The organism is Streptomyces sp. ID05-39B, from assembly GCF_033794725.1.
Taxonomy (GTDB): Bacteria; Actinomycetota; Actinomycetes; order Streptomycetales; family Streptomycetaceae; genus Streptomyces; species Streptomyces bobili.
The window spans coordinates 119,308-144,365 of the sequence record NZ_JARGEF010000001.1 but is presented as its reverse complement, the minus strand read 5'-3'; the positions used below and the strand labels follow the sequence as shown (position 1 = coordinate 144,365).

The 25,058-nt window shown below is 69.7% G+C and carries 19 protein-coding genes and 1 pseudogene; 9 read left to right on the top strand and 11 right to left on the bottom strand.

All coding sequences use genetic code 11. The annotated features are described in order from the left end of the window. Window positions 1-325 precede the first annotated feature (325 nt). A complete protein-coding gene (locus P1P75_RS00645) occupies window positions 326-2,455 on the top strand; it encodes a cellulose binding domain-containing protein (RefSeq protein WP_319250836.1) in 2,130 nt (709 codons plus the stop codon). A gap of 333 nt (window positions 2,456-2,788) precedes the next feature. Here P1P75_RS00645 and P1P75_RS00640 read toward each other — a convergent pair whose 3' ends face one another. From P1P75_RS00640 to P1P75_RS00630, 3 genes are all read right to left on the bottom strand, one after another. Then, window positions 2,789-4,255 carry a WGR domain-containing protein gene (locus P1P75_RS00640; RefSeq protein WP_319250834.1) on the bottom strand — a complete coding sequence of 489 codons (1,467 nt, stop codon included), beginning with the start codon at window positions 4,253-4,255 and terminating at the stop codon, window positions 2,789-2,791. 191 nt (window positions 4,256-4,446) lie between these two features. Next, entirely contained in the window at window positions 4,447-5,727 is a 1,281-nt protein-coding gene (locus P1P75_RS00635) for a PQQ-binding-like beta-propeller repeat protein (RefSeq protein WP_319250832.1), read from the bottom strand. A gap of 408 nt (window positions 5,728-6,135) precedes the next feature. Further along, a complete protein-coding gene (locus P1P75_RS00630) occupies window positions 6,136-6,711 on the bottom strand; it encodes a TetR family transcriptional regulator (protein ID WP_319250830.1) in 576 nt (191 codons plus the stop codon). Between the two features lie 105 nt (window positions 6,712-6,816). Here P1P75_RS00630 and P1P75_RS00625 point away from each other — a divergent pair, with 105 nt between their 5' ends. Beyond that, the gene (locus P1P75_RS00625; protein ID WP_319250828.1) at window positions 6,817-7,782 is read left to right on the top strand and encodes an SDR family NAD(P)-dependent oxidoreductase; all 966 of its coding nucleotides are present in this window, start codon (window positions 6,817-6,819) and stop codon (window positions 7,780-7,782) included. Window positions 7,783-7,888: 106 nt separating this feature from the next. Then, the gene (locus P1P75_RS00620) at window positions 7,889-8,836 is read left to right on the top strand and encodes a nuclear transport factor 2 family protein (protein WP_319250827.1); all 948 of its coding nucleotides are present in this window, start codon (window positions 7,889-7,891) and stop codon (window positions 8,834-8,836) included. 225 nt (window positions 8,837-9,061) lie between these two features. On the opposite strand, the gene P1P75_RS00615 is transcribed toward P1P75_RS00620, so the two are convergent. Beyond that, window positions 9,062-10,291 carry an epoxide hydrolase gene (locus tag P1P75_RS00615; RefSeq protein WP_319250826.1) on the bottom strand — a complete coding sequence of 410 codons (1,230 nt, stop codon included), beginning with the start codon at window positions 10,289-10,291 and terminating at the stop codon, window positions 9,062-9,064. A gap of 62 nt (window positions 10,292-10,353) precedes the next feature. On the opposite strand from P1P75_RS00615, the gene P1P75_RS00610 reads away from it, so the two are divergent. From P1P75_RS00610 to P1P75_RS00600, 3 genes and pseudogenes are all read left to right on the top strand, one after another. Beyond that, a complete protein-coding gene (locus tag P1P75_RS00610) occupies window positions 10,354-11,316 on the top strand; it encodes a WYL domain-containing protein (RefSeq protein ID WP_319250825.1) in 963 nt (320 codons plus the stop codon). Window positions 11,317-11,366: 50 nt separating this feature from the next. Next, a pseudogene (locus P1P75_RS00605) lies at window positions 11,367-11,507 on the top strand (transposase); the annotation flags it as partial. Window positions 11,508-11,675: 168 nt separating this feature from the next. Beyond that, window positions 11,676-12,407, top strand: coding sequence for a hypothetical protein (locus tag P1P75_RS00600; RefSeq protein WP_319250823.1), 732 nt, complete (start codon window positions 11,676-11,678; stop codon window positions 12,405-12,407). A 585-nt stretch (window positions 12,408-12,992) separates the two neighbouring features. Here P1P75_RS00600 and P1P75_RS00595 read toward each other — a convergent pair. After that, window positions 12,993-13,430: a hypothetical protein gene (locus P1P75_RS00595; RefSeq protein WP_319250821.1), complete on the bottom strand. Its 438-nt coding sequence runs from the start codon at window positions 13,428-13,430 to the stop codon at window positions 12,993-12,995. A gap of 83 nt (window positions 13,431-13,513) precedes the next feature. Here P1P75_RS00595 and P1P75_RS00590 point away from each other — a divergent pair, with 83 nt between their 5' ends. Both P1P75_RS00590 and P1P75_RS00585 read left to right on the top strand, forming a co-directional pair. Then, complete coding sequence (locus tag P1P75_RS00590; protein ID WP_319250877.1) at window positions 13,514-14,191, top strand: helix-turn-helix domain-containing protein; 678 nt, start codon at window positions 13,514-13,516, stop codon at window positions 14,189-14,191. 491 nt (window positions 14,192-14,682) lie between these two features. Further along, window positions 14,683-17,349, top strand: a complete 2,667-nt coding sequence (locus tag P1P75_RS00585) for a SpoIIE family protein phosphatase (protein ID WP_319250875.1) — start codon at window positions 14,683-14,685, stop codon at window positions 17,347-17,349. Between the two features lie 49 nt (window positions 17,350-17,398). Here P1P75_RS00585 and P1P75_RS00580 read toward each other — a convergent pair whose 3' ends face one another. The 4 genes from P1P75_RS00580 to P1P75_RS00565 form a co-directional block, all read right to left on the bottom strand. Continuing rightward, on the bottom strand, window positions 17,399-18,280 hold the full coding sequence (locus P1P75_RS00580) for an ABC transporter substrate-binding protein (protein WP_319250819.1): 882 nt from the start codon (window positions 18,278-18,280) through the stop codon (window positions 17,399-17,401). A 396-nt stretch (window positions 18,281-18,676) separates the two neighbouring features. After that, window positions 18,677-19,471, bottom strand: coding sequence for an SDR family NAD(P)-dependent oxidoreductase (locus P1P75_RS00575; RefSeq protein WP_319250817.1), 795 nt, complete (start codon window positions 19,469-19,471; stop codon window positions 18,677-18,679). Beyond that, a complete protein-coding gene (locus tag P1P75_RS00570; protein WP_319250815.1) occupies window positions 19,468-20,475 on the bottom strand; it encodes an NADP-dependent oxidoreductase in 1,008 nt (335 codons plus the stop codon). The genes P1P75_RS00575 and P1P75_RS00570 overlap by 4 nt, the downstream gene beginning before the upstream one ends. A 228-nt stretch (window positions 20,476-20,703) precedes the next feature. Continuing rightward, a complete protein-coding gene (locus P1P75_RS00565) occupies window positions 20,704-20,850 on the bottom strand; it encodes a hypothetical protein (protein ID WP_319250813.1) in 147 nt (48 codons plus the stop codon). Window positions 20,851-21,201: 351 nt separating this feature from the next. Between P1P75_RS00565 and P1P75_RS00560 the strand changes: the two genes are divergently transcribed. Next, window positions 21,202-22,227, top strand: coding sequence for an LD-carboxypeptidase (locus P1P75_RS00560; protein WP_319250811.1), 1,026 nt, complete (start codon window positions 21,202-21,204; stop codon window positions 22,225-22,227). A 477-nt stretch (window positions 22,228-22,704) separates the two neighbouring features. Here the strand turns inward: P1P75_RS00560 and P1P75_RS00555 are convergent, their stop codons facing one another. Together P1P75_RS00555 and uppS are read right to left on the bottom strand one after the other, a co-directional pair. After that, the gene (locus P1P75_RS00555; RefSeq protein ID WP_319250809.1) at window positions 22,705-24,174 is read right to left on the bottom strand and encodes an oxygenase MpaB family protein; all 1,470 of its coding nucleotides are present in this window, start codon (window positions 24,172-24,174) and stop codon (window positions 22,705-22,707) included. Further along, window positions 24,171-24,890: a polyprenyl diphosphate synthase gene (uppS, locus tag P1P75_RS00550; RefSeq protein WP_319250873.1), complete on the bottom strand. Its 720-nt coding sequence runs from the start codon at window positions 24,888-24,890 to the stop codon at window positions 24,171-24,173. Before uppS ends, P1P75_RS00555 begins: the two co-directional genes overlap by 4 nt. Window positions 24,891-25,058: the final 168 nt, after the last annotated feature.

The following is a 25,058-nucleotide window of genomic DNA, read 5'->3' as shown; positions in this document are numbered from 1 at the left end:
CACTGCCGGCAATCCGCGACGGCGTGAACTCGACAACCCCGAGCCACCAACCGTAATCATCAGTCCATAGCCGCGACCGCCCGCCGCCCGGGGCTTACCTTCACGCGCCGACCCGCCCCGTGCCGGATCCGTCCGGTGCGGGGCGTTGTCGTTCAGTCCGTTGACAGGGCATCACCTCCCTCCCATCATGGGAGCGCTCCCACAGGCCGCCTCACCCGGGCGGTCTGAGATCCGGCACCGCTCCGACACCCGCCCGTCTGTCCGGTCGTACGGCCCGGCGCCGCCCGGTCCGCCCGCGCCGCCGGACCCCCGAGGGAGGACCCCCATGGCCTTGCTCCACAGACCCGGCAAACCGGCCCCCACCGGCAGCCCCCGTCGACTCGCCCGCACCGCGGCCGCCCTGGCCGCCACGCTCGCCCTGCTGCCCCCACTCATCGCCGCCGGTGTCGCGTCCGCGCAGGAGGTGCCCGCCGCGGACGTCGACGTACACGTCAACACGCAAGCGGCGCTTGGCCGGTTGTCCGACACCGCCCGTGGTGTCAACGCCGCCGTCTGGGACTCGCACATGAACGACCCCGAGGTCGGCGCCCTCATGAAGACGGCCGATGTCGGCGCGATGCGCTATCCCGGCGGCTCGTACGCCGACATCTACCACTGGGAGACGCACACCGCGCCCGGCGGATACGTCGCCCCCGGCACCGGCTTCGACGCCTTCATGGGCACCGTCCGCGCCACCGGGGCGCAGCCGATCCTGATCGCCAACTACGGCTCGGGCACGCCCGAGGAGGCGGCCGGCTGGGTCCGGTACGCGAACGTCACCAAGAACTACGGCGCCAAGTACTGGGAGATCGGCAACGAGATCTACGGCAACGGCCACTACGGCAGCGGCTGGGAACACGACGATCACGCCGACAAGAGCCCGCGGGAGTACGCCCGCCAGGTCCGCGCCTACGCCGCCGCCATGAAGGCCGTCGACCCGACCGTCAAGATCGGCGCGGTCCTCACGGCGCCGGGCAACTGGCCGGACGGCATCACCGGCGAGGGCGATCCGGGCGACTGGAACCACACCGTGCTGTCCCAGGTCACCGACGTCATCGACTTCGTGACCGTCCACTGGTACGCGGGCGGCTCCGACACCAGCGCCGACACGGCCATGAGCCGCCTGACCCGGCTGCCCGGCGAACTGCGCGAGGTGCGCGCACAGATCGACCGGTACGCGGGCGCCGACTCCCCGCGCATCGGCATCGCCCTCACCGAGGTCAACACCAACACCGGCGGCGCCCAGCTCACCGCCCGCCCCAACGGCCTGTTCGCCGCCGACGCCTTCATGACGGCCCTGGAGAACGGCGTGTTCAACGTCGACTGGTGGAACACGCACAACGGCCCCGGAGCGATCACCACCGTCGACGGCGAGACCGACTACGGCGACATGGGCATGCTGGCCAGCGGTTCCTGCACCGGCGACGTCTGCCAGCCGGCGCCGAACACGCCGTTCCACCCCTACTACGGCATGAAGATGACCAGCGAACTGGGCACCTCCGGGGACACCATGGTCGCCGCCGCGTCCTCCACGCAGGACCTCTCCGCACACGCCGTACACCGTCGCGACGGGCGGCTGAGCGTCCTGCTCATCAACAAGAACCCGGACACCGCACGGACCGTGGACCTCGCCTACGCGGGCTTCTCCCCGTCCGCCGCCGCACCAGAGGTCAGCCGCTACGCCCGCGGCGACAGCGACATCACCGACGTGACCGACGGCGAGGCGTCCGCCTCCCGCGTGACCGTGCCGCCGTACGGGATGCTCACCGTCACCCTGACTCCGAAGTCCGGTACCGGGCCCGGCGCCTCGGCCGCCGGCACCCCGGGCACCCCGAGGCTGGAGGCGGTGACCGACACCACCGCGCGCCTGTCCTGGACGGGTACGACCGGTGCCGCCCGCTACCTGGTCCAGGAGCGCGACGGCGCGCACACCTACCTCGTGGGCGAGACCACCGGCACGTCCGTGACCCTGCGGAACCTGCCGCCGGGCAGCACCCACACGGTCAACGTGCTCGCGGCCGACGCCGCGGGACGGCTCGCCGCCCCGTCCGATCCGCTGACGTTCACCACCGGCACACCGGCGGACGCCGCCTGCACGGTGGCCTACCACCGCGACACGAGCTGGGGCAACGGTTTCGTGGCCACGGTGAGCGTCCGGAACCTCTCGGACACCCCGATCACCGGGTGGACCGTGGACTGGGACTGGTCCACCGACGGCCAGTCGGTATCCTCCGGTTGGAACGCCACGTTCCACCAGAGCGGCCGGCACGTACGGGTCACCGCGCCCGAGAACGCCGGGCCGCTGGCCCCGGACGGCACGTCGACGGCCTCCTTCGGCTTCGTCGGCGCCAATGACGGCCCCAACCCCGGCCCGACGGTCTTCCGCCTCAACGGCACCATCTGCGCCGGGAGTTGACCGCTGTCTGTCCGCCCGGGAGTGACAACGGGACGGCCTGCTCCTCCCGGGCGGACGGCGGATCAACGGTCCGCGCCGGCCGCGGGCTGTGCGGCGACCAGCCCGGTGACAACCCGCGTGGAGAACGTCAGATCCGCGGCGCACACAGAGGCGACGCCGGTACGTGAGTGTGAGGTAGGCACACGGCGGAACTCTCGTGACGCGATCTCGAAACGGCGTGTACTCCGCCTGGACACCACCTGCGGCCCACGGCAACGTCAGGTCCGCCGTCGGCATCATGGACACCGTCACCGGTACCAGCCACTGGCAGCGCCGTCGCCACCGCTCCACTCGTCAGACCAGACGCCTGATCTCCCCGCGAACCCGGTAGAAGCCCCCCTCCGAGGAGTGCAACGCGTCCACCACATAGCGTTCGCCCGGCTGGCGTATGGCGCGCGGGAACTGGACGTTCCAACTCGGCTCGTAGCCCTCGGAGACCACCCGCACCCGCACGCGGCCTCCTTGCTCGAAGCACTCCACGACGACTCCGCCGCCCGCCGCGGGAACAGCGCTGACCGTGGCGACGGAGGCGGCCGTGGTCAACGGCGCGTACGTCGGCAGGGCCGCCGCCAACTTGATGTCCGCGGCAACCGGAACGGTGCCCGACTGAGCGGCCTTGATCGCGGCCTCGCTCGCGTCGACGCAGGCGAGTGAACCGTCGGTGGAGACGAGGTACAGCCTGTCGTCGAGGTACTGCATGGAGAGCGCCGAGCCGCCACCCGTACCCAGCTTCCACAGCCGGGTGCCGTCGGCGGTGAAGCAGTAGACGGAGGAGGCGGAGTCGCCCGCGAAGACGTACCGCCCGCCGGGGGACGTGGCGCACGAGTACACCGCGGCGTCGCACCGGTAGGAAGCCTCGACGACCCCGGTGGACTTGGCGAGCCGCTGGACGACCTGCCGCGCCGTCCCGGCATAGACCGCGTCCTCCTCCTGCCATCCGAAGAGCACATCGCCGCTGGTCCGGGTGTGCCAGAGCTGACGGGCTCCGTCCGCCGCGTAGGCCGTCACACCGTCGCCATGCCCGTGGTAGACGGCGCGGCCGTCGGCCCGCACCATCCATCCGTGCTGCCCCGACGAGTTGCGCGACCACTGGAGCTCGTCCTCGTGGTCGATGACCGTCAGACCGCCACTCCGGTCGGAGACGTTCAGCACGCCCGCGTGGATGTCCAGCCAGAAGATGTCCACCTCGGAGGCGATGTCGTAGGCGGCGAACGGCACCTTCGCCGAGAGGTCGTACACCCGGCCGTCGTCACAGCCCGCGTAGATCCAGAAGTCGTCCGCCACCAGGCACTTCACACCGTCGGGCAGGGAGTAGTGGGCCAGCACCTCACCGTCGTGGCTCAGGTTGTAGACGTCGCCGTGCTGGTTGCCGACCCAGCAGCGGTCCTCGTCCACATGGATGCCGAACGCCGAGGCGCCCGTGCGGAACCGCCACAGCACGGGGGCGGTCGCCCGCGCCGTGGACGGGGCGGACGTCACCTGGCGGCGCGTCACGGACCGGGCCGCTCGCTGCCCCCGAACGGCCGGCGCGTAGCCCTTGCGCACCTTCTCGGTGATCTTCTTCGCCGCCGCGGCCTGCGCCTTCTCGACCGTCGGGAAGGAAGAGGTCTGACGCTGCCCGTCCACACCGATCCGCCCGTACCGCACGGAGACACTGGTCCCCTCGACGGTCACCTCGTAGAACTTGTGGGCGGTGCCGTTCTCCTGAGACAGCTCCAGATACGTCGTGTTCCCCGACTGTCGTGCCTGCGCAGCGGACACAGCGCACCCCTCCCCGAAAGACCCGGGCCGGCCGGAACGGCCGACCTCCATCGACTCCAAACTAATGGTCACCACTGACAACGCCCCCAGTCGGCCTGCCGGCCAGCCGGCCTGCCGCCCGCGCAGCGTGCGCCGCGCGCGCGGGCGGGAGCGTGTGGCACCCGTACGGGAGGGGCCGGTGCGAGTGGGTGTCAGACGGGCAGCGCGTGCAGCTTCGTGCCGTGCAGGGCGAACACGTGCTTGCCGTCCGTGGCCACCAACCAGGCGTGATAGTCACCGGACTTGTCGTTGAACGTCCAGCGCACGGCGCCGGTCTTCGGGTCTATGGCGATCACGCCACCCTGCTCGTCGAGGTCCGTGGCCGCGTACAGGAGACCGCCCGCCTTCACGTACTGCCGCGGCACCGTGAGCTTGGCGTCGGCGAGCGACTCCGACTGCCAGATCTTCTTGCCGGTACGAGGGTCGAGAGCCCGCAGCGTACGGTCGCTGTCGGCGATGTAGAGCACGTCGTCCAGGACGGCCGGCTCCTTGAAGGCGACGTAGCTCTCGGCCGTCTCCACCGACCACTTCGCCGAGCCGTCGGCCAGGCTGAAAGCCTGCAGCTTCGGCCCCTGCGGAACGATCACCAGGTCCTTGTACACGGCGAAGAAGCCGTAGTTGGTCTTGGTGGTCCGGTGGGTCCACACCTGCTTGCCGGTGGCGGTGTCGCGCACCGTGAGGTTCTTCTTGAAGTCGGTGTAGACGAGGTGGCGGCCCTCGACCTGGGCGTGGATGCCGTTCTCCTCGGTGCCGAGGTCGCGCTGTTCCTTCCACGCCAGTCGGCCCGTGGTGCTGTTCAGCGCGGCGATCACATTGGTCTTGGACGAGCCGTCGGCCTCCAGGATCTCCGCGACGACGTACAACTGCTCGTCGTCCACCGCGATCGGCCTCGGCTGCCGGTACTCCTTGCCGAGGTGGCTGCGCCAGGTCTCCTTGCCCGAGGCCGGGTCGTAGCCGGCGACGGTGCCGTCGTAGCCGGCGCTGGCCAGGTACAGCGTGCCCTTTCCGAGCAGCATCGGTGCCCCGGGGACCGCGCCGCCCTTCAACGACCACTGTTCCTTGCCCGACGAGGCGTTCAGCGCGGCCAGTGGTTCCCCGCTGGCGATCACCACGCCGCCCGCGGCCACGAGTTCGTCGTTGTCGCCGTACGTCAGCGCGGACGTCGTCTTCGTCCACAGCGGCTCGGGAGCCTGCCCGTCCTTTCCGGCACCGTCCTTGCCGGCACCGTCCTTGCCGGCCCCACCCGTGGTCGCCTTGTCGCCACCGGATGCCCCGTCGCCCGATCCTCCTGAGCCGCCGGCCTCGGAGTCGTCCTCGCGGCAGCCTGCCGCGCCCACCGCCAGCACCGATAGCGTGAGACCACCGCCGGCCAGCCGCAGTGCGCGCCGCCGAGAGAACCTGTCACCCGGCACGCTGTCTCGTCCCATGGCCATGTCGCCGTACCCCCGTGGATTCGTCTGGATTCATCTGGATCCGTCGGATCACAAATGCGCACGGCCCGATGCCACACCGACACCCACCCCCGCGACCAGGAACGTTAACCGCCGCCACACCCCCCACACCGTGCCGCATTCCAACCGGGACAACTTCGTGAACCAATCGGGACGCCGCACGGGGTCGCCACCACGACCGTCGCCCACCACTCCTCGGCGGGGATCACGGCGCGGACGGGATGGTCACCCGAGACCCTCCGTGACGGGCCTGAACGGCCGGTTCGGCCTGCCGCTTGCGCGCCTCCACGAGGAGGTGCCCGTCCGACGCCGGCCACTCCGGCCACTCCGGCTCCTCTGCTGCGACGCTGCGCAGCACGTCGAGCGGCGTTGGAGAGGGTCTCTGGGGGATCAGCCGGCGCGGTGGCGGAGTCCGTCGAGGAGTAGATCGAGCATGCGGCCCGCGCGGTCGCGCAGCCCCTTGTCGGTGGTGATCAGCAGGATGCCGCCGAGGCTGAAGCCGACGTCGAGAGGGTCGACGTCGGAGCGCAGGACGCCCGCCTCGGCCCCGGCCTTCAGCAGCGTGCTGATGGCCGTGCTGATCCGGTCCAGGCTCTCGGCGAACGGGTCCGAGTCACCGGAGGCGATGACGGCCTTCAACGCGTCCGCCATGCCCTGCTTGGTGGCCAGATAGTCGATGAACCGGTCCATCCACACCCGCAGCGCCTGGTCGGGCGGGTATTGCGCCAGCAGTTCCTCGGCGCTGTCGCAGACCCGCGCGACCTCGTTGCGGTATGCGGCCTCAAGCAGGGCCTCCCGGGTGGGGAAGTGCCGGTACAGCGTGCCGATGCCCACACCGGCCTCTTTGGCGATGGCCTCGAGCGACGCGTCCGTGCCCCGCTCGGAGAAGGCACGTACGGCCACGTCGAGCAGGCGTTGCCGATTGCGGCGCGCGTCGGCACGCAGTCCGCGTGTGTTGCCGGTCACAGCATCCCTTCCTCCTGGACAACCGGAGGCGCCTCCGTTTAAAGTTCAAGCAAAGCGGAGGAGCCTCCGATTTTTGATCGTAGCAAACCGGGAGCACGTGCCGACATGACCACGAGCACACGCATCACCACCCCCTTCCACGCCGGATCCACGGCTGCCGACGTCATCGCGGGCACGGATCTCACCGGCCGCCGCGCCGTCGTCACCGGAGCCGCCTCCGGCATCGGTGTAAAGACCGCCCGGGCACTCGCCGGGGCCGGCGCGCAGGTCGTCCTCGCCGTGCGGGACACGGCCGCCGGCCGCCGCACCGCGGAGGACATCAAGGTCACCACCGGCTCCGAGGGCGTGACGGTCGCCTCCCTGGATCTGACCGATCCGACGTCCGTCGAGGCATTCGTGACCGCATGGCACGGGCCGCTGCACATCCTCGTCAACAACGCGGGCGTGATGGCGACTCCGCAGACCCGGACGCCACGGGGCTGGGAGCTGCAGTTCGCCACCAACCACCTGGGGCACTTCGCCCTCGCCACCGGGCTGCACGGCGCGCTCGCGGCGGCCGGCGGCGCCCGGGTGGTGTCGGTGAGCTCCAGCGGACACCTCTTCTCGCCGATCCTCTTCGACGACCCGCACTTCACTGAGCGGCCGTACGACCCGTGGCTGGCGTACGGACAGGCCAAGACGGCCAACGTATTGTTCGCCGTCGAGGCCGCCCGGCGCTGGTCCGACGACGGGATCGCGGTCAACGCGCCCATGCCCGGCGCGATACAGACCAACCTGATGCGCCACATCGGGGACGCCGAGATGGCGCAGTTCACCGCCCACCTCCAGGTCCTCATCGGCGAGGGAACGCGGCCACCCGAGCTGACTCTCAAGACGGTGGAGCAGGGGGCCGCGAACTCGGTGCTGCTGGCCGCGTCACCCGTGGTCGACGGTGTCACCGGCCGGTACTTCGAGGACTGCGACGAGGCCGAACCGCACCGGCCAGGTACCAACACCGGGGTCGCGGCGTACGCACTGGACCCTGAGGCGGCCGCGCGCCTGTGGCAGGTATCCGAGCAGTTCCTGGCCTGATCCGCCATTCCGTCAACTCCCTTTTCCCACTGAGGGCTGCTCGTGTCCAGGACCTGGTTCTCCACCTGACGCAGCGCTCACCACCCCCGTATTGGAGAACACCGTCATGCGCAATACGCACCTGTCCAGGAGGACCGTCGCCGCTCTGCTGGCCACGGCGACCATCGGATCCATGGCCGGATTCGTGCCCGCCGCCTCGGCGTCCACCCCCGCCTCCTCCCTGACCGTCGCCGACTCCCGGCAAGCGAACCCCCACGCCGAGGAGCGCAACAAGCGTGTCGCCGTCCGCGTACTCAGGCAGCTCTTCGAAGAGGGCAACCTCAAGGTCGCCGACCAGTACATCCGTGCGGACTACATCCAGCACAACCCGATGGCCCCCGACGGCCGGGAGGCCATCAAGAACTTCATCCGCGACTGGACCGCGCGGTTCCCGGACCACGTGTACAACGTCAAGCGGGTCATCGCTCAGGACGACCTGGTCATGGTCCACTCCAACCCGGTCTACGAGCCCGGCACCCGCGGTTCGTCCGTGGTCGACATCTTCCGCTTCGACCGGGACGGCATGATCGCCGAGCACTGGGACGTGGTCCAGGACGTACCGGCGACCACCGTCAACGGCAACGACATGTTTGGCACCGTCAGCCGGCCACGCACCAACCAGCCCGGCCCTCGCTGGATGACCCCCTTCAGCCAGAAGGTGGCCACCGCCTACTTCGACACCCTCCTCGTCGACAAGAACCCCGACGCGGTCAGGTACCTGACACCGGAGTACTACCAGCACAACCCGACCATCCCCAACGGCTCGGCCGGCCTGCGCGAGCAGTTCACCAACTTCTTCCAGCAGTTCCCGAACCTGATCGTGGAACGCAAGCGCGTCATCGCCCAAGGCGACCTCGTGGCGATCCACGCCCACTACCGCCTCAACCCCGAGGACCGCGGCCAGGCCGTCGTGGACATCTTCCGCGTCGGCAAGCACGGCAAGATCCTCGAACACTGGGACTCCGTCCAGGACGTGCCGTCGGCCCCTCCCCTCAATGACAACACCATGTTCTGATCCCGTTCCGCCACGAGGGCTTGCTAGAGGCATCTCAGGAACAGGAAGCCACTCGTGGCACGGTTCGGTGGGATCCCACTCCAGCGGCAGCGGTCGGCGGAAGTCGCCGACCGCTTGCCGGTCCGGCCTCTGGAAACCCCCACCTCTGCTCCTGTCCCCACTTGGTTGCATGCTCATTGGGCGGGACTGTTTCGCCCGGCCTTTGAGGGTTCGGGGCGCTTCCTGTCAGCGCACCTTGTCGAAGAACTCGCGGACGTCGCTGACGAGCAGTTCCGGGGCTTCCATGGCGAGGAAGTGGCCGCCACGGTCGAGTTCGGTCCACCGCACGACGTTGTGGTCGCGTTCGGCCCAGCGGCGGATGGTCACATCGCGGGCGGAGAGCAGCACGGCGGTGGGCACGGTCCCCCGTGGACCGGCTGCCCCGTCGCCCTGACCGTCGCTCCACCCGGTGTCGTGCGCCGCCTCGGGGGCAGTCCGGTCGTCCGCTGCGGCTTCGCTCCAGGTGCTCGCTGAGATCTCCTCGTAGTAGACCTGAGCGGCCGAGGCAGCTGTGGCGGTCAGCCAGTACAGCGAGACCTCGGTCAGGATGCGGTCCCGGTGGATGCTGTCCTCGGGCAGTGCGTCTTCCGGGTCGGTGAACTCCTTGAATTTCTCCACGATCCAAGCCAGCTGGCCGACAGGGGAGTCGGTGAGGGCGTAGGCCACGGTCTGCGGACGTTTGGAATTGCACTGCAGGTAACCGTCGTTGAAGTTCTGCATCCGATGCCAGCGTCGCTGCTCGGCCTCCGTCAGGCCGTCCATCTCGCCCTCCGCCCCAATGGGAAATGTCATCATGGCGTTGACGTGGACGCCGATCACATGGTCCGGTGCCTGCTTTCCCATCTCCGGGGCGACCCATGAGCCGGTGTCGTAGCCCTGAACGCCGTAGCGCGTGTAGCCGAGGCGGGCCATCAGCTGGGTGAACGCCCCGGCCATCCTGGCCGGGTCCATGCCCGGCCCGGCCAGCGGGGTGGAGAAGGCGAACCCCGGCAGCGAGGGAAAGACCAGGTGGAACGCATCGGCCGGATCACCGCCGTGCGCGTCGGGATCGGACAGCGGCCCGATGACATCGAGGAAGTCCGCCACCGAGCCCGGCCAGCCGTGCAGCAGCATCAGCGGCGTGGCATCGGCCCTGGGGGAGCGCACGTGCAGGAAGTGGATGTTCTGCCCGTCGATGGTGGTCATGTACTGGGGGAACGTGTTGAGTTCCGCCTCGTGCGCCCGCCAGTCGTAGGCGGCGCGCCAGTACTCGGCCAGGTCCTTCAGGTAGGCCACCGGCACGCCGCGGCTCCAGCCGACACCGGGCAGCTCATCCGGCCAGCGGGTGGCGGCCAGGCGGGCTTGCAGATCATCGAGCTGGGCCTGCGGTATGTCGATGCGGAAGGAGCGGATACCGCTGGGTGTCGTGTTCGCCATGGCTGCGACGCTAGGACTCGCTTAGGTCAGTTTCGGTCCTCACCTTCCGGCAGTCTTACGGCATGCTGGAGACTTCCGGGCGGCTGCTGAAGCTGCTCTCCCTGCTGCAGACCCACCACGACTGGTCCGGGGCCGAACTCGCCGAACGCCTCGGCGTCAGCCGACGCACCCTGCGCCGCGACGTGGAGCGGCTGCGCGCGCTCGGCTACCCGGTGAACGCCACCCAGGGCACTGCCGGCTACCGGCTCGGGGCCGGGACCACGCTGCCGCCGCTGCTGCTCGACGACGACGAGGCTGTCGCCGTCGTCGTCGGCCTGCGCACGGCGGCCGGTGGCTCGGTCGCCGGCATCGAAGGGTCCTCGATGCGCGCGCTCACCAAGCTCGAGCAGATGCTCCCACCCCGGCTGCGGTACCGAGTGAACACCCTGCACACCGCTACCGTCCGGGCTGGCGCAGCCCCTGCTCCCAAGGTCTCCGCGGACACCCTCATCGCCATCGCAGAGGCGTGCCGCCGACGCGAGCGGCTGCGTTTCGACTACGCCGGCCCTCGCCGCAGCCGCAGCACGCGCTTGGTCGAACCGCACAGCCTCGTCAGCTTCGACCGCCACTGGTACCTGGTCGCCTGGGACACCGACCGCGCGGACTGGCGCACCTTCCGCGTCGACAGACTTACTCCGCGCACGCCGACCGGACCGCGGTTCACCCCCCAAGAACTCCCCGACACCGACGTGGCCACCTATCTGGCTCACCAGCTGTCGTCGCGGACCTGGCCGTTCCAGGCCACCATCACCCTGCACGAGCCCGCCGCAGCGGTCACCGACCGCATCTGGCCCGGCATGGGTGTCATCGAACCCGTCGACGATGACAGCTGCCTACTGCACCTGGGCGCCGACAGCCCCCGTGACCTCGCCTGGATGATCACCTCGGTCGACGCCGACTTCACTCTCACCGACGCGCCACCCGAACTCGCCGACGCCCTGCACGCCCACGCCGCCCGCTGTCTGAACGCCGTACGCAAGGCATAGGCACCCCTGGCGCGCAGGCGTCCAGGCCCACCGGCTTCGACCGCGACCGCTACAAGCGACGCAACGAGGTCGAACGGACCATCAACCGGCTCAAGAACTCCCGTGCCGTCGCAACCCGTTACGACAAGAGGGCCTACGTCTTCCACGGCACCGTCACCGCAGCAGCGATCCGCTTATGGCTCCGATCATGATCCGCCGGACAGTCCCTGGCCGGTGGCGTAGTGGGGGGCGGTGTCGATCCACTTCACGCCGGAGGCCGCCGCGCGGACGGCCGTCTCCGGGATCGCACGGCACGGGTAGGTGCCCAGAGCGTTTTTTAATCGGATGTGCGTACGGCGCAGGGTTGTTAGGTTCACTGTGTGCCGAAGTTGAATCAGATCATCGCAGTCGAAAAGGGCGTCAAGTCCAAGGCTCTCCAGGAGCTCACCCAGGCTCACCAGGACGTGCAGAAGCCCGCCCTGCTGGCCGGCATCTCCCGCACCTACCAGCCCAAGGACGAGGAGGGCGAGCAGCTGCCGCCCGAGTCCACGCGGGTGCAGATCAAGGCCGAGGACGCTCTGCGGTCGACCGCCGGGACGCTGACGCGGCTCTTCGACGTGACCGCGACGAAGGACTGGGCGAACCGGTCCGCGGTCGCGGACGTGGTGGTCGACGGTGCGGTGCTGTTGCCCCAGGTGCCCGTCCCGTACCTGTTGTTCCTGGAGAAGCAACTCACCGACCTGCACACCTTCGTGCGCAAGCTGCCAGTGCTCGACGCCTCGGAATCGTGGAACCTGGACCCCTCGACGGACTCGTGGAAGACGGACCCGGTGCGGACCATCCGCACGAAGAAGGTTCCGCGCAACCACGTGAAGGCTGAGGCCACGGAGAAGCACCCGGCACAGGTCGAGGTGTACTACGAGGACGTCCCGGTCGGTTACTGGACCACGGTGAAGTTCTCCGGCGCGCTGCCCGCCCGGCGGGTCAACGAGCTCCTCGACCGCGTCGAGAAGCTCCAGCAGTCCGTGAAGTTCGCTCGCGAGGAGGCGAACAGCACAGAAGTCACCGATCAGCGGGTCGGCGACGCGGTATTCGGCTACCTCTTCCGGTAGCCCCCACACACGCCCTCCGTCGCGAGCGGAGGGTGCGCGATGAGCGCAAGCTGAAACTGATGTTGAAGCTGATGAAGGGGTGTCAGTTGGGGGTTCGAATCCCTCTCCCCGCACCACGGGCGGGGGTGGCCCAAGCCTGGCAGAGGCGGCCCCGTGAAACTCAGATTCTCGCTCCAGTCTCAGTATTCGCCGCCGAACACCGGATCGACCGAGCGTGGGCGAACATCGACGGATGGGGGTTCAAGTCCCCTCGGCGCCTCTCTCGTGGCGCTGTAGTTCAAAGGCAGAACACGTCGATCTCAACGTGACCCGCGGCTCTTAAACGCCGCCGGTGTGCGCAAATGGGTGGCAAGCTGGAGCCCGGGAGCTGGACATGCTTCCGGGCTCCGTCACGTTCCGGCCCGCGGCTTGTGCTGTGGCCGGGAAGGTTCACCGGGTTGAGTGGTCAGGGGCCCCGGGGGCAGGGGCCTGCCGCCCCGGCGGATGCTTCTTTCGGTAGCCCCCGTCAGGGTCTGCAAGGGCCGGACGTCCCAGCCCTGTCGGACATCGGCGCTGTCGCACTCCTTCAGGCTGCCGGGCGTCCGGTCACGGCCGCTGCCGCTTCGCGTGGTAGCGCTGGGCGAGCCGTGCGAGGGCGACGGCGCCGAGGAGCAGTCCGAAATCGCGGAGCGCGACGTCGTAGTGGCCCGGGATGGTCAGCAGGTTGACGATGATGCCGGCCAGCCAGCCCGCGACCAGCCAGCCCCCGAAGCGGGGAGCCAACGCCACGGCGAGGCCGGCCACGATCTCGATCACGCCGACCGCATACATGGCCGTCTGGGCGCTGCCGGGAACCACGTCATCGATCCACGGAGCGAGGTATGCCGGCCAGTCAACGAGCAGGTTGGCGAACTTGTCCAGGCCGAACAGGATCGGCGCCACCGTGAACCCGGTACGCAGGATCACGAACGCCTGATAGCCGGGGTCGGTGAACAGCGGCCGCCGCGGGGCAGCGGAGGTGGTGGTTGTGGTTACGGAGGACATGACCCGCTCCTTCTATCGACAAGATTCATTAACAATAGAAGCTCCCCATCGCTCTTTAGTCAATGACTGTGGGTTTTACACTGGTGTTCGTGGACACCCCGAAGGAAGTACGCGACCCCGACGTCTCCGCCATCGCCGCTCTCGACGAGCCAACCCGCAGGAGGCTGTACGACCATGTGGCGCGCCAGCCCAGCCCCGTCAGCCGGGACGAGGCCGCCGCGGCCCTCGGACTGGCCCGCCAGACCGCCGCCTTCCATCTGGACCGGCTGACCGACGAATCCCTGCTCGACGCCATCTACGAGCGCCGCAGCGGACGCTCCGGACCGGGCGCGGGCAGGCCGGCCAAGCTCTACCGCCGCTCGGCGAAACAGGTCGCCGTCAGTCTGCCGGACCGCCGCTACGAACTGGCCGGGCGGCTGCTCGCCCAAGCCGTGGAGGAATCCGACGCCACCGGTGAGCCGGTGCGCGAGGTCCTGCACCGCAAGGCCGAAGAACTCGGCACACAACTGGGCGAGCAGAACACGACGAACGTCTTCGACCTGCTGGAGCGGTACGGCTTCGAGCCGCGTCGCGAGGACGACGCCATCGTGCTGGCCAACTGCCCCTTCCACGTGCTGGCCCGCGAGCACACCCAGACGGTGTGCGGCATGAACCTCCACCTGATGCGCGGCGTACTCAGCGGCCTCGACGAGGCAGGACTCCAGGCATGCCTGGCACCCCGCCCCGGACAATGCTGCGTCCGACTGCAACCGACCGCCTGATCAGACGGGATCCGCTCGATCGCCGACCGCGGCTACGAGACATACCGGCGCCTCCTTCGCGAGCGCGGCATCCGCCCGGCGATCGCCGAACGTGCGCGGGGCGGAGCTGGTCCATGGCCAGTCTTCACGCAGCGCAGAGGAGCAGTCCGGGAGCCCTCCGTGCCACAGCCAGGGATTCCGCGAATCCGGGGGTCGATTCGCTCTACTTCGGCCACGACGGTCCGCGGGCGCCGCCGAGCGCGGGGCCGGGGTGGCAAGTCGTGTCCGCCGCCGGGTCCTGCGCGGACGACTCCCCGCCTGCTGCGGCAGCGGCCCGACCTTACCGGCCGGGCCCGTCCTGAGCCGCGCCCGCCGGGCCGGTCATTGATACTGGGAAAATGGGCAAACTCGGGCGCTATGTCCCAGCGAGCCGACGGTCCGACCGCGTGCCACCGAAGGCCGGGCCGCCGGACGCCGGCCCGAAGGCTCGTCACCATGCGGCCGGCCGACGTCTGCTGTCCTTGCGGAAACCGCGCAGCGTCGCCAGTCAGGTCTTCCTGCTGCAATTGGTGGTCGTCCTCCTGCTCATCACCACGGCCGTGGTCGTGCTCGTGATACAGGACCGCAACCGCGCCATCCAGGAAGCCGGCGACCGGTCACTGGTGGCGGCCGAGTCGTTCGCGAACGCCCCGGGCACCGCGGAGGCGATGGAGAGCGACGACCCGACGGCGGCACTCCAGCCGCATGCCGAAACGGTGCGCATGGAGACCGGCGTCGACTACGTCGTGGCGCTGAGCCCCTACGGCTTCCGGTGGACCCACCCGGATCCGGACCAGATCGGGAAGCACGTCTCCACCTCCTACGGCCAGGCACTCGAAGGCGAGCCCCATCAGAACACGTTCGACAGCAGCCTCGGGAAGGCGGTCGACTCGACGGTGGCCGTCTTCGACGACAAGGGGACCGCCGTCGGCCTCGTCACCGTCGGGGTCACGGTGGACAAGGTGACGAGCGTCGTGCAGCACCAGATACCGGTGATCTTCACAGCGGGCGGTGTCGCGCTGCTGCTGGCCGCGGGTGGGTCGGCACTGGTCAGCGGGCGTTTGCGACGTCAGACCCAGGGTCTGGGGCCGGTGGAGATGACCCGCATGTACGAGCACCACGACGCGGTGCTGCACGCGGTGCGTGAAGGCGTCATCATCCTGGACGGTTCCGGAAGGTTGCTGCTGGTCAACGACGAGGCGCGTCGGCTGCTCGCTCTGCCGCCGGAGGCCGAAGGCAGGCCGGTCACCGAACTCGGGCTGAGCCCCGCACTGGCCGGGCTGCTGGGATCGGGCCGGACGGCCACGGACAAGGTCTTCCTGGCCGGAGACATCCTGCTCGCGGTCAGCGTGCGACCGGTGGGCCCACAGGCCGGCAGCGTGGCCACCCTGCGGGACACCACGGAGCTGCGTGCCCTCGCGGGCCGGGCGGAAGTGGCGGGCGGGCGCCTGCAACTGCTCTACGAGGCCAGCACGCGGATCGGCACCACCCTCGACATGAAACGCACCGCCGAGGAACTGACCGAGGTGGCGGTCCCGCGCTTCGCCGACTTCGCCACCGTCGAGCTGGTGCAGTCCGTGCTGCAAGGTGACGAGCCAACGGGTGCGGGTAGGGAAATGCGTCGTATCGCAACCGCGGGTATCCGGGAGGACACGCCCCTTCACCCTGCCGGGAAGCTGATGCGCTACGTACCCGACACCCCCTTGGCGATCGGTATGACCAACGGCCGCCCGATCCTGGTGGCGCACCTCGCCACCGCCGACGAATGGCGGGCCCAGGACCCGGAGCGGGCCCAGAAGGTCATCCAGTCCGGTATCCACTCCATGATCTCAGTGCCGCTCCAGGCCCGGGGCCAACTGCTGGGGGTCGTGGCGTTCTGGCGTTCGGAGCAGGACCCCTTCGAGCCGGACGACCTGTCCCCCGCCGAGGAACTCACCGCCCGGGCGGCGGTGTGCATCGACAACGCGCGTCGCTACACCCGCGAGCACACCACCGCTGTCACTCTCCAGCGCAGCCTGCTGCCCGGCGCCCTCCCCGAACTGTCCGCCCTGGAGGTCGGGCACCGATACCTGCCCGCCCAGGCGGGGGTGGGCGGCGACTGGTACGACGTCATACCGCTGCCGGGTGCCAGGGTGGCCCTGGTGGTCGGCGACGTCGTCGGACACGGTCTGCACGCCGCCGCGACGATGGGCCGGCTGAGGACCGCGGTGCACAACTTCGCCGCATTGGACCTGCCCCCGGACGAGTTGCTCGCGCACCTGGACGACCTGATCACCCGGATCGACCAGGACGCAGCGGCCGAGGGCGACACCGAAGCCGTCACCGGTGCCACATGCCTGTACGCGGTCTACGATCCGGTCTCCGGGCGGTGTGTTCTCGCCCGGGCCGGTCATCCCGGTCCCGCGCTGGTCTCGCCCGACGGCTCCGTGACCTTCCCCGAAATCCCCGTCGCCCCGCCACTCGGCGTGGGAGGAGGTCTGCCGGTCGAGACGGCCGTACTCCGGCTGGCCGCCGACAGCCGGCTGGTCCTCTACACCGACGGCCTGGTCGAGGCCCGCGGCCGTGACATCGACACCGGGCTCGGCATGCTGAGGGAGGCGCTCGCCCATACGGACGGCGCCACCCCCGACGACACCTGCCGGGTGGTGCTCGACGCGATGCTGCGCACCCGATCGAGTGACGATGTCGCCTTGCTCGTCGCACGCACCCGGCTCCTCGACCCGGAGCAGGTCGAGGAGTGGAAGGTGCCCGACGACCCCGCGGCCGTCTCCCGGATCCGCGCCGAGGCCACCCGAAGGCTGGAATCCTGGGGGCTCGGCGGGGCCGCCTTCGCGACCGAGCTGATCCTCAGCGAACTCGTGACGAACGCCATCCGGTACGGAGCGAACCCCATCAGCCTGCGGCTGCTGCGCGACCGCGACAGCCTGATCTGCGAGGTCGCCGACGGCACGAGCACCTCCCCGCACCTGCGCCGTGCGGCCTCCACCGACGAGGGCGGCCGTGGTCTGTTTCTCGTCGCGCAACTGTCCCGCCGCTGGGGGACCCGGTACACCGACCGAGGCAAGATCATCTGGGCTGAGCAGGCGCTCGACGGCGGAGCCGGCGGGGACCTGGGCGCTCTGTTGATGGCGGACCTGTGACGGGACGGAAGTCAGACCGCCCGGGGGTGTGCGCACGTGCCCGGAGCGTTCAGGAGCCGTCGTCGGCCGTGAAGTACGGAATCTTGGCCGGGTCCTGGCCGAAAGCGGCCCCGAGATAGACGGCCGACAGTTTGGTGAGCGTTCCGTCGTCGATCAGTTGCCTGATGATCCGGTCCAGCTCGTCCTTGTTGAGCGACCCCTTCGGGTACAGGGCCCCGTAACCCTGGTCGGTCCTGTACTGGCCCACGAGGCGCACCCTGCTCTCCCGCTTCTGGGGATACGCCAGCAGAATCGTCGTGTCGTGGACCACCGCGTCGATTCGTCCCGCCTCCAGCGCCGTGACCAGCGCCGGGTCGTTGGCGAAGGCGGTGACGGGCTTGGCCGGCTTGAGGCGCTTCTCGACGAACTCCTCGCCCGTGGTGCCCTCGGCCACTCCGATGCGGGCGTCGCGGATGTTGTCTTCGCCGATCTTCTCACCGTCCCGGATCAGCACTCCCAGGGTCGAGGAGAGGTAGGGCGGGGAGAACTCGGCGACCTCGCTCCGTTCCGGGGTGATCGTGATCTGCGCCAGGGCCAGGTCGAAGTTTGCGGTGCGGCCGGACACCACCTCCGGAAAGGGGGCGTTCTCCACCTTCAACCGGTCGAGTCCGGACCGGTAGGCGATGTTGGCGGCCATGCAGTACTCGTAGCCGCTCTTGACGGAGTCCGGGGTGTCGCCGTTCCACCAGCCGGGTGCGGGCAAGGTCGTTTTGACCGTGAGGGCGCCCGCCGTCTCGGGTGACAGGTCGAACTCACCGTAGCGTCCAGAGACCGGGCAGTCGCCGTACTGACGGCTCGACGACTCCGACCCGTCCTGGTCACAAGCCGATGTGGCGACGATGAGCGCCACGCTGACAGCCAGGGAGACGATCGCTGCCGCGGCGCGCGTCATTGCACCTCCGGTGGGGGCATACTCCTTGATTCACCATAAATCACTCCAAACCATACGACCGCCGGAGTCACCTGAGAGGTCCCCCGGAGCGCGCGTCGGGTCACCCGTCTTGTGGCGGGGTGGAACTGGCCGGCCGACAGCGCCAGCCCTGTCCCCTCCGCACCGCGTCCCCTCTGCACCGCGTCCAGGTCGTGCCCCGTCCCGGTCGTGCCGCACCCACCAGGGAACAGCGACGACCATCGGACCTCGACCCCCGACCGAAAACCCGAAGGTGCTGATGGCCCGGCCGACCGACCGCAGCCGGCGCGGTATCCCTGTCCGCTTCGGCGTGCGCGGCCTCGGCGGACGAGGCCGAGGCCGCGCCGGTCCGGTCCGGTCCGAAAGGTCTCGTCCGCGTCAGACGGTGGCCGGCTTGACCGGCCCAGGGACGGTGCGGAAGCGGAACGGTTCCGGTTCGCGGCCCGCCTGGACGAACCAGCACTCCCCCGTACCGTCGCCGGTGACGATCCGCAGCACCGTGTCCGCCACCAACTCGGCCGGGATGACGGGCATGCCCTGCTCGGACAGCATGTCGCGGAGCGGGTCGATGATCCGCGATTCCGCGAAGCCCGGGCAGACCGCGTTGAAACGCACATGGTCCGGCGCGAGGGCCGGCCCGAGCGAGCGGGCCAGCCCGACGACCGCGTGCTTGTTGGCGGCGTACAACGGGTCGAGCGGTACCGCCGCCAGACCCGCGAGGGAGGAGGTCGCCACGATCACTCCACCGCCACGGGCGCGCAGCGCCGGCAGCACCGCGTGGGTGCCGTAGACCACGCCGTCGAGGTTGGCGCCCATCGCCCCGCGGTAGCGCGCCTGGTCGAAGTCGTCCCCGACGCCGCATCCGGTCGTCACGCCCGCGTTGAGCAGCGCGATGTCGAGACCGCCGTACACCTCCTGGGCGAAGCCCACCAGCGCCCGGTTGGCGTCGAGGTCGGAGACGTCACAGGCGCGGAAGGTGCCGCCGGCCAGGTCGGCCACCTCACGGCCGGCCCGTGCGTCGATGTCCGCGACCACCACCCGCGCCCCGGCCTGCGCCAGGGCGAGTGCCATGGCCCGGCCGAGTCCGCCGGCACCTCCGGTGACGAGCGCCACCTTGCCCGCGAGGGCGGTGCCGTCCGTCTTCGCGTCCCGAAGGACGTCGGCGGCGGTCACGCCAGTTCCAGCACGAGCTTGCCGACGTTCTCGCCGCGGAAGAGCATCTGCAGCGTCTCGGGGAAGTCGTCGACAGTGCCTCGCACCACGTGTTCCTTGACCTTGATGCGGCCGTCTTCGATCCAGGCGGCGATCTCCTGGGCGGCCTTGGCGTACTGCTTGGCGTAGTCGAAGACGACGAAGCCCTCCATGCGGGCGCGGCGCACCAGCAGCGTCAGGTAGTTGGACGGGCCCTTGACCGGGGTCTCGTTGTTGTACTGGCTGATCGCGCCGCATACCACGACGCGCGCGTGCATCGCCAGCCTGGTCAGGGCGGCGTCGAGGATGTCCCCTCCGACGTTGTCGAAGTACACGTCGATGCCGTCGGGGGCCTCGCGGCGCAGCGCCTTCCTGACGTCCTCGGCGCGGTAGTCGATCGCCGCGTCGAAGCCGAGCTCGTCGGTGAGCAGTGCGCACTTGTCCGGTCCGCCGGCGATGCCCACGACCCGGCAGCCCTTGGCCTTCGCGATCTGCCCGACCATGGTGCCCACCGCGCCGGCCGCCCCGGACACCACGACGGTCTCGCCGTCCTTCAGCGCGCCGACGTCGAGGAGACCGAAGTACGCGGTCATGCCGGGCATGCCCAGCGCGCCGAGGTAGGTGGAGGGCGGGGCGAGAGAAGTGTCGATCTTGACGGCGCCCTTGCCGTCGGAGACCACGTACTCCTGGACGCCGAAGGTGCCGACCACATGGTCGCCCGGCCGGTACTCGGGGTGCTGCGAGGCGGTGACCTCGATGACCGAACCGGCGCGCATCACCTCATTGATCCCGACCGGAGGCAGGTAGGAGGGGCGGTCGTCCAGCCAGCCGCGCATGGCCGGGTCCAGGGAGATCACACGCGTACGGCCCACGAAGCAGCCCGGACCCGGCTCCTCCACGGGCTCCGAACGATGCTCCCAGTCGTCGGCCTTCACTTCGCCGACGGGGCGGGCTGCCAGGCGGATCTGGCGGTTGGTCGCAGACATCACGTCTCCTGTCGTTCGCACTCCCGAGGAGGGTACCGACTGGTAGGTATGTCGTCGGTAGTGATGTGCGCCACACATCGCCGCCGCCAGACAGCGGCCCAGGGCTCGACAGGTCCAGGACCTGCGTCACCGCCGGCTACTCGACCGACCTCGTCATGGGCGCGCCACGCCCATTCCAGGCGCGGGCACCGCCTTGTGATCCGATGTCCACCGGCGTCGGCGATCGGTTCAGGCAGCGGTGCGTCCGCCGATCCTCCCGGCCAGTTGCCCGGCCTGCTCGCCCGGCTGAACGAGGGAGGCCTCGTACGGCGGGACGACCAGGGCCATCGCCGGGTTGTGCGGGGCCAGGGTCAGCTCGGGGGTCGCCATGGTCACGTCGAGTCGGAGAGTGTGCGAGTGCGCGAGTGGCCCAAGATCGTCTCCAGAGCGGGCACGACGTGGTCCGGGCCGTCTTTGCTCCCCGGACCCCGAATCCCGTTGACAGATCGTGGCCCTGCTGGTCGAGTCCTCGCCGTTGACACGCAAGCTCATGGGATGTCTGTCAAGTTCTTCTGTTCAGACCTGCTCAATGTCCGGGAACAGGCCGGGGCCCTCCCGGTTCGAGCCCCGGAGCGCAGCTTGCTCTGGGCCCAGGACCCGGGGCATGCAGGCAAGGCATGCTGGCCCGTCGGTCGGTCGGTCGGTAAATGCGTCGCGTGGGGCTGAGGGAGTCGGGATACTCCCTCGGTGACCCTTACTGCACTGCCTCAACCGCTTCGACCTCGCGCCCTGAGGCCCGGAGATCTCGTCGTTGTCGCATCGCTGTCCGGGCCACTCCATGCCGTCAACGAGCCCGACCTCGAGCAGGCGGTGGTCGTGCTCGAGCGGATGGGCTTCCGTGTGCGTCGGGCACCGCTCCTCGAAGGAGGGCGGCACCGTTGGTGGAGCGCGGCCCGGCCGGCGGAGATCGCCGAAGAGCTCAACGCTCTCCTGCGGGATCCCGAGGTGCGCGCGATCATCGCGCATGACGGCGGCCAGACGGCGCTCGGATACCTCGATCTGATCGACTTCGAGGCGATCACTGCCGACCCCAAGCCGATCCTCGGCTTCAGCGACATCTCGCTGCTGCATCTGGTGCTCTACGCGCGCACGGGTCTGGTCGGCTTCCATACCGACCTGGCCACCCCCGGACTCGGCGGACACTGGCAGCGCGCGACTGCGGCACGCAGGACGGAACTCGAGAAGCTCTACTCCACGCTGCTGACCGGTACCGAGCCGATCGGCGCGCTGCCGGCCACCCCGACGTGGGAGTGCTGGCGTGCCGGTCGCACCGAAGGCCGGCTGATCGGTGGAGTGATCAACCGCATCGTGCTGAACCAGGCGACGCCCTACGCGCTGCCGCTCGAATGGTTCGACGGCGCGGTGCTGTTCTGGGAGGAGGCGGGAGGCCTGGCAGCGTATGTGTGGAGCTATCTGCAGGTACTGCGGCACGCCGGCATCCTCGATCGGATCTCCGGCATGGTTGTGGGCATCCCGGACGGGATCGACGGACTCGGCTCACCCGACGCGTCCCCGACCCTGCGCGAGATCGTCCTCGATGTCCTCGGCGACCGTGACATCCCGGTCCTGGGCAACGTCGAGTTCGGACACGCCGGCCCGAATCTGCCGATGCCCGTCGGGATCCAAGTTGCTCTCGACGCGCAGCAGCGGACGTTGTCACTGCTCGAACCGGCGGTACGCCCGCTCACGTTGACCGGACAACCGGGCGCCTGAACAACGCGGAGCAGCGAGCCGACAGCCTCGGCAGCACCCAACCTCGGAGCACCACATCTACCGTCCCACCGCAAGACCCAGGGTGGGGCCACTTCACCTCGCCACCACCCCCCGAGTACGCGCCGTCCTAGCCGTGTCAGGGGGTGGGAGGGCGGAGGGGGACGACGTTGTTGGGTGCCAGAGAAGGTTCTGTTGCTGCGTACCGCTTTGAGTGAGAACCGCGTCGGCAAGAATCGAGTTTCACGACCGTGGTGCTGCCCTCGAAACAACAAGGATCCCGACCGATCAAGAAGATCGGCGGGATCTCGTCAACCGCTACCGCGTGAGCGTGACAGACCTCGTCGTGACCCATGGAGGAGGACAGCCGGCCATCGGCCGACCCGGGCACGGTTGGCCCATTCGTGACCGAGCCGTGCTTTGCACCATGGACCGCGGGTGGAATGCCGGTACCCGGTGGCGGCATGCCCCACGGGTTTGTCAGGCGTCCGCGAGGAGGGGGTCGTACGGGGTGTTCGTGCGGCGGCCCGACATGAAGGAAAGGAAGTCGCCCACGAAGGCGCTGCGGCCGTAGGTGCCGTGGGTGGTGGTGAGGTCGCGTCGGAATGCGGTGCGGAAGAGCGTCCTGTGCTCGGCCGCGTCAATGGTCCCGCTGCCGTCCTTGTCGGTGGCGTCGAAGAGCACCTCGGCGACGCGGATGAGCGCGGGACCGGCGAGGGTGGGGACGGCGGCAGCGTACTCGGCGGCGCTGACGCGGCCGTCGCCGTCCGTGTCGAGGGTGGCCTGGAGTTCGCGCCACCATGCGGCGAAGGCGTCGTAGAGGCGGGTCTCCTCGGGTTCGTCCAGGTCGAGGCGGGTGGCCAGTTCGCGTGCCATGGCGGCGAGGTCGGGCCAGTCGAGGTGGCCGTCGCCGGTCTGGTCGAGGACCTGACGGAAGAACTCCTCCGCCGAGCGCCGGCCCTCTCCCGTGGCCCGCGAGGCGGCCGGGACCGGGTCGGGACCGGTCTCCTCGCCCAGTGGCGTGAGGAGGCGGAGCAGGGCGGAGGCCCGCTTCATGCGGGCGCGCAGCGCGGCCACCGTCCGGGCGCGGGGGTCGTCGCTGTCGGGTGAGAGGGAGAGGGCCTCGATGATGGTTTCGGCGTTGATCCAGCCGTCGGGCAGGAATCGGGTGAGCCCTGCGGCCAGGTAGGCGCCCTGCATGAGGGTCGGGGCACCAGGCATCTCGGGCAGGCCGGCCCTGCGCCGGTACGGCTCGGGCAGCGATGCGACGGTGATCGCGCCGAGAAGCGGACCGACGACGGCCCGGCCGGCGGCCCACAGTGTCGGTGCGCCGGCGAGCAGCGCGGGGGCGGGCAGGTGGTCGAAGAGCCGGTAGAGGATGACGCGGGCTGCCTCGGTGTTCTCCAGCTCGTCCTCGACGACCCGGTCGAAGTACCGCCAGAAGTCGTTCAGGTCTTCGGGGAGTTCTCCGGCGTCGCCGTCGAGGGCGGCGAGGAACACGCGGTACTCGGCGTACATGCGCTCCATGGTTTCCTGGTCGAGCGGCTGGCCGCTCAGCCGGCACATGCTGACGGCGCTTTCGAAGAGGGTGGCGACCACCCAGGCGCGGGCCGCGCGGTCCATGGCGTCGTAGGCGCGGCCGCGGGAGTCGGAGCCGCTCATGCGGGCGTGCAGCCTGTTGAGCCGGGCGGCCTCCCGTTCGCGTACCGCCGGATCGGCGTCGAACATGCGCCGCATGCTGAGGAAGGTGTTGCGCAGCCTGCGCCAGGGGTGGGCGACGAAGGTGGAGTTGTCGACGAGTGCGGCACCGATCTGCGGGTGGGCGGCCTCCAACACGGTGGCGCGGATCATGGCCAGTGCCCAGCGCGGGTCGTCGAAGAAGGCGCTGAACTGCGACTCCGGCCCGAGCAGGGGTGTTTCGTCGGCCGTTGTGGTCGTTCCAGTCGTCATGACGGGTCTCCGTTCGTCTGGGGCGGCACGCCGCCGAAGCGGCGGTCACGGCGCCGGTAGGTGTGCAGGCAGGTGAGGAAGTCCGGGGCCCGGAAGTCCGGCCAGAGCGCCTCGGGGAAGACCCATTCGGCGTAGGCGACCTGCCAGAGCATGAAGTTGGAGATGCGCTGCTCGCCGGAGGTGCGGATGACGAGGTCCACGTCGGGGGTGTCGGAAAACGGCAGGTGGTCCGCGAAGAGCCGCTCGGTCACCTCCTCGGCAGGCGTTCCGCTCCGGATCAGCGACCTGGCGGCCTCCACGATGTCCCGGCGTCCGCCGTGGTCGAAGGCGACGGTCAGCGTCATCCCCCGGCTGTCGGCGGTCAGCGTCGCCAGGTCCTCGAAATCCTGAGCCAGTTCACGGGGGATGCGCGGGTCCGCAGCCCCGAGGAAGCGGCAGCGGATGCCGCGGGCGAGCAGCAGCGGCGCGTGCTTGCGCACCACCCGGCGGACCAGGCGCATCAGGTAGTCGACCTCGGAACCAGGACGGTTCCAGTTCTCGGTGGAGAAGGCGTACAGGCTGAGCCACTCGACGCCGGCCGACCGGGCGGCCTCGATGATGTCGATGACGGTGGTCTCCGCAGCCCGATGGCCCGCCGTCCGGGGAAGCGAGCGCCGCTGAGCCCAACGGCCGTTGCCGTCCATCACGCAGGCCACGTGCCGCGGCACCGCACGCAGCGGCCCGTCGACTCGCCACCGCTCGTCGTGGTCCTGTCGCCCACCCGGCCGGTCCCCCGTCGCCGCGCGTACGCGCTGGACGCCCTGCTCCCTCACGCCCTGCCCCGCCTCACCCGCAGCGGCACGGCCGGCCCTACCGCGCTCGGTCACGCCCACCCCGTATCGCCC

Coding starts and splice junctions, on each gene's coding strand:
- P1P75_RS00570 (WP_319250815.1), bottom strand. CDS start 20,475: ATGTCTGCGACCAACCGCCAGATCCGCCTGGCAGCCCGCCCCGTCGGC.
- P1P75_RS00595 (WP_319250821.1), bottom strand. CDS start 13,430: ATGTCCTCCGTAACCACAACCACCACCTCCGCTGCCCCGCGGCGGCCG.
- P1P75_RS00635 (WP_319250832.1), bottom strand. CDS start 5,727: ATGGCCATGGGACGAGACAGCGTGCCGGGTGACAGGTTCTCTCGGCGG.
- P1P75_RS00610 (WP_319250825.1), top strand. CDS start 10,354: ATGCTGGAGACTTCCGGGCGGCTGCTGAAGCTGCTCTCCCTGCTGCAG.
- P1P75_RS00645 (WP_319250836.1), top strand. CDS start 326: ATGGCCTTGCTCCACAGACCCGGCAAACCGGCCCCCACCGGCAGCCCC.
- P1P75_RS00620 (WP_319250827.1), top strand. CDS start 7,889: ATGCGCAATACGCACCTGTCCAGGAGGACCGTCGCCGCTCTGCTGGCC.
- P1P75_RS00625 (WP_319250828.1), top strand. CDS start 6,817: ATGACCACGAGCACACGCATCACCACCCCCTTCCACGCCGGATCCACG.
- P1P75_RS00615 (WP_319250826.1), bottom strand. CDS start 10,291: ATGGCGAACACGACACCCAGCGGTATCCGCTCCTTCCGCATCGACATA.
- P1P75_RS00580 (WP_319250819.1), bottom strand. CDS start 18,280: ATGACGCGCGCCGCGGCAGCGATCGTCTCCCTGGCTGTCAGCGTGGCG.
- P1P75_RS00555 (WP_319250809.1), bottom strand. CDS start 24,174: ATGACGACTGGAACGACCACAACGGCCGACGAAACACCCCTGCTCGGG.